Origin of the sequence: Novosphingobium soli (assembly GCF_042432915.1) — a bacterium.
Taxonomy (GTDB): Bacteria; Pseudomonadota; Alphaproteobacteria; order Sphingomonadales; family Sphingomonadaceae; genus Novosphingobium; species Novosphingobium soli.
Genome location: NZ_JBHLWK010000030.1, coordinates 1 through 7,164, shown reverse-complemented (window position 1 = coordinate 7,164; position 7,164 = coordinate 1). Strand labels below are relative to the sequence as shown.

5 protein-coding genes are annotated in these 7,164 nt (G+C 71.0%); all 5 read left to right on the top strand.

Going from position 1 to position 7,164, the window contains the following annotated elements; all coding sequences use genetic code 11:
• Window positions 1-108 precede the first annotated feature (108 nt).
• The 5 genes from prmC (at window position 109) to pepF (ending at window position 7,077) form a co-directional block, all read left to right on the top strand.
• Window positions 109-966: a peptide chain release factor N(5)-glutamine methyltransferase gene (prmC, locus tag ACFFJC_RS19860; protein ID WP_379489117.1), complete on the top strand. Its 858-nt coding sequence runs from the start codon at window positions 109-111 to the stop codon at window positions 964-966.
• A 238-nt stretch (window positions 967-1,204) separates the two neighbouring features.
• A complete protein-coding gene (locus ACFFJC_RS19855; RefSeq protein ID WP_379489116.1) occupies window positions 1,205-2,008 on the top strand; it encodes a DUF4167 domain-containing protein in 804 nt (267 codons plus the stop codon).
• A 71-nt stretch (window positions 2,009-2,079) separates the two neighbouring features.
• Window positions 2,080-3,744: an apolipoprotein N-acyltransferase gene (gene lnt / locus ACFFJC_RS19850; RefSeq protein WP_379489115.1), complete on the top strand. Its 1,665-nt coding sequence runs from the start codon at window positions 2,080-2,082 to the stop codon at window positions 3,742-3,744.
• A 52-nt stretch (window positions 3,745-3,796) separates the two neighbouring features.
• The gene (metK, locus tag ACFFJC_RS19845) at window positions 3,797-5,011 is read left to right on the top strand and encodes a methionine adenosyltransferase (protein ID WP_379489114.1); all 1,215 of its coding nucleotides are present in this window, start codon (window positions 3,797-3,799) and stop codon (window positions 5,009-5,011) included.
• A gap of 182 nt (window positions 5,012-5,193) precedes the next feature.
• Complete coding sequence (pepF, locus tag ACFFJC_RS19840) at window positions 5,194-7,077, top strand: oligoendopeptidase F (protein WP_379489113.1); 1,884 nt, start codon at window positions 5,194-5,196, stop codon at window positions 7,075-7,077.
• Window positions 7,078-7,164 lie beyond the last annotated feature (87 nt).

Sequence of the window (7,164 nt, the reverse complement as noted above, 5' to 3'; positions counted from 1 at the left end):
GCATTGCACGCCATTGCGCTCTATTTTGGCGTCCGACACCGCTCATCCCGAGCGTGTCGAAGGATAACGGCTTGTCGCAGCACCCGGGCCCCGCCGAAGGAGCGCCGCATGACGCAGACCCCACCCACCGTAGCAGAGGCGATCCGCGATGCCGCCCTGCGCCTCGCGGAGACCAGCGACACCGCGCGGCTCGATGCCGAAGTGCTGATGGCCCATGCGCGGGGCGTCACCCGCTCCGAGCTGCTGCTGCGCCACATGCGCGATCCGGCGCCCAAGGGGTTCGCGGCGCTGGTCGCCCGCCGCGCCGCCAGCGAGCCGGTCGCGTACATCACCGGCACCCAGGAGTTCTTCGGGCTGCCCTTCGCCGTCGGCCCCGGGGTGCTGATCCCGCGCGGCGATTCGGAGACGCTGGTGGAGGCCGCGCTCGCCGCCGCGCCGCAGGCGCGCCGCGTGCTCGATTGCGGCACCGGCTCTGGGGCGCTCCTGCTGGCGGTGCTGGCGAACCGTCCACAGGCGCAAGGCCTGGGGATCGACCGCTCGCCCGCCGCTCTCGCCATGGCCGCCGCCAACGCGCGGGCGCTGGGCCTCGACGCACGCGCCGCGATGCGGCTCGCCGACTGGCACGCGCCGGGCTGGAGCGCGGGCCTCGGGCGCTTCGACCTCGTCCTCGCGAACCCGCCCTACGTCGAGGATGCGGCCGAGCTGGCACCCTCGGTGCGGGCCTACGAGCCCGCCGGTGCGCTGTTCTCCGGGCCCGAAGGGCTGGACGACTACCGCGTGCTGGTGCCGCAGATCGCGGGCCTGCTGGAGCCGGGCGGCACCGCGCTGGTCGAGATCGGCCATCGACAGGCCGGGGCGGTCTGCGCCATCGGCGCCGCGGCCGGGCTCTCCTGCGTGGTCCACCGCGACCTGGGCGGGCGTGATCGGGTCGTCGCGTTTTCGGTGACAAACGAATTGGCGGCGTAAGTTTCCTCTTGGAATTGTGCCGTACAATGCCTATTGATGTCGGCGAACCGGCCGGTGGACGAAGACTTCCCACACCCGGTTCGCCTCCAGCATTTGCAAGCGGTCGTGGCATGGTGGCCCCGGCAACGCAGATGTGGAAAGTCGCGGCAGCCGGGGGGCCGTCCGCGATCACGCTACGCACGGCATGCCGAGTTCTGGAGAACCGGCGAACGCCTGGGGTTTTGAGGAAAGTCATCCCTTGAATAACAATCGTGGTAATAACCGTAGGCGTGGCCGCGGCAACAACCGTCAGCAGGGCGGCCAGCAAACCAACCGGATCGACAGCAGGGCGCGCGGCAACGCACCCCAGCTGCTCGAGAAGTACAAGAAGCTGGCGCACGACGCCCATCTCAACGGCGACCGGGTGACCGAGGAGTACTATCTCCAGTTCGCCGACCACTACTTCCGCGTGATCGCCGACCAGAAGCAGCGGCAGGAGGAATCCCGCCAGCCGCGCCGCGACGATCATCGCCAGCCCGATTACGGCGACGACTTCGCCTCGGACTACGATCCCTACGGCGAGGCGCCGGTCGAGCGCGCGCCGCGTCCCGAGCGCGAGTTCCGCCAGGAACGCGAACCGCGCAGCGCCCCCGAGCCGGTCGCGGACGAGGCCCAGGCGGCGCCGGAGCAGCCGGCCGAAGTGCTGGGCGAGGGCGAGCGCAGCGTCTATGAGCCGGCGGAAAATCCGTTCGTGCGCGACAGCCGCGCCAGCCGCGGGCTGAAGCAGCGCAAGCCGCGCCGCGGCCCGCGCGACGAGGACGCCGGCGAGGACCAGGCCGCGGCTTCCGCCGATGCCGCCGCCGCCGAGGCGCCAGCCGGCGATTTCGACGCCGCCGCGCTGCCGCCTTCGATCTCCGCCAAGCCCGGCCGCAAGCGCGCCGAAAAGCCGGTGGATGCCTCGGTCGACGACGCCGAAGGCGCCACCGCCGAGGAGAAGCCCCGTCGCCGCCGCACGCGCAAGCCCGCTGCCGACGAGCCCACCCCCGAAGCCGTGAACGGCTGATAACGACAGTTCTCCCGGCGGGGCGCGAGTTCGCTTGCGTCCCGCCGGGCGGGGCTTACAAGCCCTGGGCGATGCAGTCCGACCGGCACGCTTCGCGTTTCCCCTCCATCCTCATCCGGGCCGCCCTGCCGCCGCGTCCCGGGCAACGGGCCGTCGCCGCGATCGCCGCGGGTGCGGCCGCGGCCTGCGGGTTCCAGCCGCTCGCGCTCTGGCCGCTGTCGCTGCTCGCGGTCGCCTGGCTGCTGGAGCTGCTGGTCCGGGCCCGCACCGGGCGGCAGGCCTTCCTCCTGGGCTGGTGCTTCGGCCTGGGGCACTTCACCCTCGGCAACAACTGGATCGCGACCGCTTTCACCTACCAGGCGCAGATGCCCGCGTGGCTGGGCATGATCGCGGTGGTGCTGCTCGCGCTCTATCTCGCCGTCTTCCCCGGCCTGGCGACGCTGGCGGCCTGGTTGCTGGCGCGCCCCGCGGGCGGGCCCCGCACCGTCCGCCGCTTCGGCGGCCTGCTCCTCGCCTTCGCGGCGGCCTGGATCGTCTCCGAGTGGATGCGGGCCTGGGTCTTCACCGGGTTCGCCTGGAACCCGCTGGGCGTCGCGCTGCTCGGAGGCTACCTGCACCCGGGGCCGGCGGCGCTGGCGCCCTGGATCGGCACCTACGGGCTTTCGGGCGTGCTGGTCCTCGCGGCAGGGCTGGCGGGCCTCTGCGCTCGGTGGGCGGCGGAGCGCTCGGGTGGCGCCCGGGTGCTGCGCTGGCTTCCGGCGCTGGCCGTCGCGACGGCGCTGGCGGCGGCGATGGCCGCGCCGCCCCCGCCCGAACGCGAGGGCGCGGTCCCCTTCACCCTCGTCCAGCCCGACATTCGGCAGGAGCGGATCGACGATCCGCGCAACTACGAGCCCAACTTCCTGACTCTGGCGAGCCTGTCGCTGCCACGGCGGCCGGGCGACCGGCGGATGGTGTTCTGGCCCGAATCGGGCCTCGGCGACTTCCTGCGCGATGGCTACCCGCCCTATCTCTACCGCATCTACACGTATGCCGGGGACCCGGTGGCCGCGCGCCGCCGGATCGGCCGCGTGATCGGCCCCTACGGCGTCCTGCTCACCGGCGCCGTGGACCTAGTGATGGAGAACGGCGACGACGTGGCCGCGCGCAACTCGGTAACCGCCATCGACGGCGGCGGCGCGATCCTGGCGGGTTATTCCAAGGCGCACCTCGTCCCTTATGGCGAGTACCTGCCGCTGCGCTGGCTGCTCGAGCCGCTAGGCGCCAGCCGGCTGGTGGCCGGCGCGCTCGACTTCTGGCCGGGACCGGGGCCGCGCACCATCGATTTCGGCCGCTACGGCGAAGCGGGTATCCAGATCTGCTACGAGATCGTCTTCAGCGGGGAGGTGGTCGATCCCGGCAACCGGCCGGACTACATCTTCAACCCCTCCAACGACGGCTGGTTCGGTGCCTGGGGCCCGCCGCAGCACCTGGCGCAGGCGCGGCTCCGCGCGATCGAGGAAGGGCTGCCCGTGCTGCGCGCCACGACCACCGGGATCAGCGCCGTGATCGACGCCGGCGGCGTGGTGCGCGCCTTCGTGCCGCGCCACCGGCAGGGGCGGCTCGACGGGCTGATCCCGCCCCCGCACGAGCCGACGCTCTTCGCCGGCTTCGGCAACGCGCTGCCGCTGGCACTGGCCGCGCTGCTGGCGATCGCGGCCGTTTGCGTGGTTGCACTGGATCGCCGGCGGGTCTAGACCCGCGACATAAAGCTTTCTTTATATCGCTTCGTCTTTGCCAAGGGACCTCATGCGCAGCAACTACGTCTTCACCTCCGAGAGCGTTTCGGAAGGTCATCCCGACAAGGTTTCCGACCAGATTTCCGACGCCATCGTCGATCTCTTCCTGTCCAAGGATCCCGAGGCGCGCGTCGCCTGCGAGACGCTGACCACGACGCAGCTGGTCGTCCTTGCCGGCGAGATCCGCTGCAAGGGCGTCTATGAGGACGGGCAGTGGGCCGAGGGCGCCCTCCAGGAGATCGAGGACACCGTCCGGGCGGTCGTGAAGAAGATCGGCTATTGCCAGGACGGCTTCCACCACGAGACGTTCGAGTTCATCAACCGCCTGCACGGCCAGTCGGCGCAGATCGCCCAGGGTGTCGACGCCAAGGACAACAAGGACGAGGGCGCGGGCGACCAGGGCATCATGTTCGGGTTCGCCTGCGACGAGACGCCCGACCTGATGCCGGCGACGCTCGACTACAGCCACAAGATCCTCCACCGCCTGGCGCAGGACCGCCACGACGAGGTCGTCTCCTTCCTCGAGCCCGACGCCAAGAGCCAGGTCACGCTGCGCTTCGAGGACGGCGTGCCCGTCGCCGCCACCGCGGTGGTCGTCTCCACCCAGCACAAGGCAGGCTACGACACGGGCGAGCAGGAGGCCGAGCTCAAGGCCTATGTCCGCAAGGTCGTGACCGAAGTCCTGCCCGAGGGCTTTGTCACCGACGAGACGGTGTTCCACATCAACCCCACCGGCTCGTTCGAGATCGGCGGGCCCGACGGCGACGCCGGCCTGACCGGCCGCAAGATCATCGTCGACACCTACGGCGGCGCGGCGCCCCACGGCGGCGGTGCGTTCTCGGGCAAGGACCCGACCAAGGTCGATCGCTCGGCCGCCTACGTCACCCGCTACCTCGCCAAGAACGTCGTCGCCGCCGGCCTCGCCAAGCGCTGCACGATCCAGGTCTCCTACGCGATCGGCGTGTCGGAGCCGTTGTCGCTCTACGTCGATACCCATGGCACGGGCACCACGCGCGACGCCGACCTCGAGGCGGCGATCGCCAAGGTCGCGGCGGAGCGGCTGGGCGGCCTGACCCCGCGCGGCATCCGCACCGGGCTCGGCCTCAACAAGCCGATCTATGGCCCCAGCGCCGCCTATGGCCACTTCGGCCGCAAGCCCGAGGGCGACCTGTTCCCCTGGGAGCGCACCGACCTCGTCGACGCGCTGAAGGCCGCGCTGGGCTGATCGCGCTCCCGACCCGACGCCGATCGTCCCCGATCGGCGTCGGGTCCGCCTTCTGCCAGGCCCCCTGCCTGCCTATTGCCAGGCCCCCCTTGCCAAGGCCCCCCCTTGCACGGATCGAAACAGGCGATAGCTTCGCCCGATCACGCCGCGCCGTCCGCGCGCGGACCGCAGGGGACATGGCCATGATCGAAACCGACCGTCGCGGTGCGCTGGGCCTCGCCGCCGTCGTCCCGCTCGCTTCCGCGCTGCCCGCGATGGTGGCGGGCGCCGCGCAGGCGGCCGAGGCCGGCGCCGCCGGCAGCGCCGCCGCCTGGGACCTGACCGAACTCTATCCCGACCTCGCCGCGTGGGAGGCCGCGCGCAAGGCGGTGGTCGCCGCCCTCCCGCGCCTCGCCGCCTACAAGGGCACGCTGGGGCAGGGGCCGGACGCGATGGCCAGGGCGCTGGAGGATATCTCCGCCGTCACCAAGCAGTTCGACCGCGTCTACGTCCACGCCTCGCTGCGCGCCGACGAGGACGTGCGGATCTCCGCCAACCAGGAGCGCAATGCCCAGGTCGACGACCTCCTTGCCGCCCTCGGCGAGGCGACCGCCTGGACCAGCCCGGAAATAATCCAGCTCGGCGCGGACAAGGTCGAGAGCTACATCGCCGCCAACGCGACGCTGAAGCGCCGCTTCGCCTATGCGCTGCGCAAGACGCTGCGCCAGGCCGCGCACACGCTCGACGCGCAGGGCGAGCAGATCCTCGCCGCGGTCAGCGCGCCGCTCGCCGGCCCGCAGGCGATCCGCGAGCAGCTGGTCAGCTCGGACATACCCTGGCCCACGCTGACCCTGTCCGACGGGCGCACCCAGCGGCTCGATTCGCAAGGCTACACGCTCACCCGCGACGCGCCCCGCCGAGAGGACCGCAAGGCGGTGTTCGATGCCTTCTTCGGACAGATGGGCAAGTTCCAGAACGCGCTCGGCAGCGCCATGGCGGCCAAGCTCAAGGGCGACGTCTTCGCGGCGCGGGCGCGGCGCTATCCCAGCTCGCTGGCCGCTGCGCTCTCGCCCGACAACGTGCCCGAAGGCGTCTACCGCACGCTGATTGCGGAGACCAACGCCGGCCTGCCGCAGCTGCACCGCTCGTTCCAGCTGCGCCGCGCGATGCTCGGCCTGCCCGACATCCACTACTACGACATCTATCCGCCGCTGGTCAGCCTCGAGCGCACGTTCACCCTCTCGGACATGCGCAACGTCACGCTCAAGGCGCTGGCACCGCTCGGCCCCGACTACGTGCGCGAACTGGCCACGGCGACGGCGGCGAAGTGGATGGACCCGTTCCCGCGGCCCGGCAAGCGCTCGGGCGCCTACATGAACGGCGGCGCCTACGACGTGCATCCCTACCTGCTGCTCAACCTTGGCGAGAACTACGAAGGCCTGTCGACGTACGCGCACGAGTGGGGCCATGCCATGCACACGCTGCTGGCGAACAAGGCGCAGCCGTTCGAGCTGGCCGATTACCCGATCTTCACCGCCGAGATCGCCTCGACCTGCAACGAGGTGCTGCTGGTCGAACATATGCTGGCCCAGGCGAAGACCGCCGAGGAGAAGATCTACTACCTCGGCATGCGCCTGGAAGGCCTGCGCGGCACGTTCTTCCGCCAGGCCATGTTCGCCGAGTTCGAGCTGAAGATGCACGAAATGGCCGAGGCCGGCGAGGGCCTCTCGGGCGAGAGCCTGACGCGGGTCTACCTCGAGCTGCTCAAGCGCTATCACGGCCCGGACTTCGTGATCGACGCGCCCTACGCGGTGGAATGGGCCTATATCCTGCACTTCTACAGCGCCTTCTACGTCTACAAGTACGCCACCTCGATCGCCGCCGGGACCTGGTTCGCGCGGTCGATCCTCAACGGCGGCAAGGCCGAGCGCGAACGCTACCTCGACGTGCTGCGGGCGGGCGGGTCGGCCGACCCGGTGGACATCCTCAAGGTGGCCGGGCTGGATATGACCAGGCCCGACCCCTATCGCGCGCTGGTGGCGGACTTCAAGGCGACCATCGACCGGATCGAGGCGCTGCGGGCCTGACCCCTCCACCCCCCGCCGCGCGGGCGGAACGGGGAGGATGGGATGGGAGCGATCCTCCCTGTCGCGAAGCGATGGGGAGGTGGCAGC